This window comes from Colwellia hornerae (assembly GCF_007954355.1).
Classification (GTDB): domain Bacteria; phylum Pseudomonadota; class Gammaproteobacteria; order Enterobacterales; family Alteromonadaceae; genus Colwellia_A; species Colwellia_A hornerae.
This window is the reverse complement of sequence record NZ_VOLR01000086.1, coordinates 1-1,090: the sequence shown is the minus strand read 5'-3', so window position 1 is coordinate 1,090 and position 1,090 is coordinate 1. Positions and strand designations below refer to the sequence as shown.

Annotated in this window: 1 protein-coding gene and 1 pseudogene; one reads left to right on the top strand and one right to left on the bottom strand. The window is 35.2% G+C overall.

What is annotated here, in order from left to right; all coding sequences use genetic code 11:
• Positions 1 to 132: 132 nt before the first annotated feature.
• Entirely contained in the window at positions 133 to 819 is a 687-nt protein-coding gene (locus tag ESZ26_RS19050; protein ID WP_146801398.1) for an outer membrane beta-barrel protein, read from the bottom strand.
• 141 nt (positions 820 to 960) lie between these two features.
• On the opposite strand from ESZ26_RS19050, the pseudogene ESZ26_RS19045 reads away from it, so the two are divergent.
• Positions 961 to 1,090, top strand: a pseudogene (locus ESZ26_RS19045) (IS110 family transposase); the annotation flags it as partial.

Genomic DNA, 1,090 nt, shown 5'->3' with positions numbered 1-1,090 from the left:
AAAACAAAGACAGCGTATGATGAGTCAACGTACTTAGAGGCATTAAAAAGTAAAGGTTCGCCTCTATTGAAATATGCGGTGGAAAGCAAGTTTTAATACTTGCGGTCCACCTCAGGGCGTGTTGTTAGGCATTTAGAACGCCCAGCCTAATACCAATGTTAAATCTTTTACTTCATGTTTATAATAACCACTTACTGAATCTTTATCACCTGAACTTTCATTTATAGTAAATAAAGAGTATTCAAAGCCAAGATAAAAATTTTTGGTAAATTTATATTCGGCACCAAAAGAATAGTAAAAATCATTTCCACTTTCTCCACTGCTAGGTGACGCACCTAAATTTGTAAGTTGTTGTGGAGTAAACTCACCATAACTCCAATGAGCAAGACCTAAACGAGCATTAACAGATGCTTTTTCGAATATCTCCATTTGCCCTTTAACGCCAACCCTTAACGACTCAAGATCAATAGGTATTCTAGCTTCAACAATAGTATCGAATTCTGGGGGTAAAAAAATTGGTCCTGAAGGGCTAGGTGATGCCATAGTAGGAATAGATATTATGAAGTTATTAACAACATCTCCATGGTCATGTTTAGATAGTTCAATTGTAAAATTGTCCGTAATATCAATACCAAGCCTAAGGCCAAGTGAATCGGATTTTAGTGCTGATGAATAAAGATCTTCTGACACTTCTGTTTGTATGGAGGAGTGAACCTTGTTTTGTGTTTTACCAATTAAAATTTCTGATGCTATATTTAATTCTGCGAAAGCAAAATAAGGGAATGAACATAAAGCTATCCCTGTAATAATATTTTTCATTTATATCCTACTTGATTACAACTCTAAACTAGAGAAATACCTAGACACAATGACTCCCCACAAGGTGCTAGCCTCTAAATGTGGGTTAGTTTTACAAACCAGAGCTAATATATGTGTCAACATTATCAAACAGAGGCTAGCATAATAAAACATAACATACTTTTCATTGGCTTAGATACCCATAAAACATTTACTGAAGTCGCTTATATTGAAGACCAACGTGGCGCTAAATCAACTCATCTAGGTAAAATACTCAGTAATAAAGCCGCCT

Excerpts from the sequence above, each read along its gene's own strand:
- ESZ26_RS19050 (WP_146801398.1), bottom strand. The coding sequence starts at position 819 with ATGAAAAATATTATTACAGGGATAGCTTTATGTTCATTCCCTTATTTT.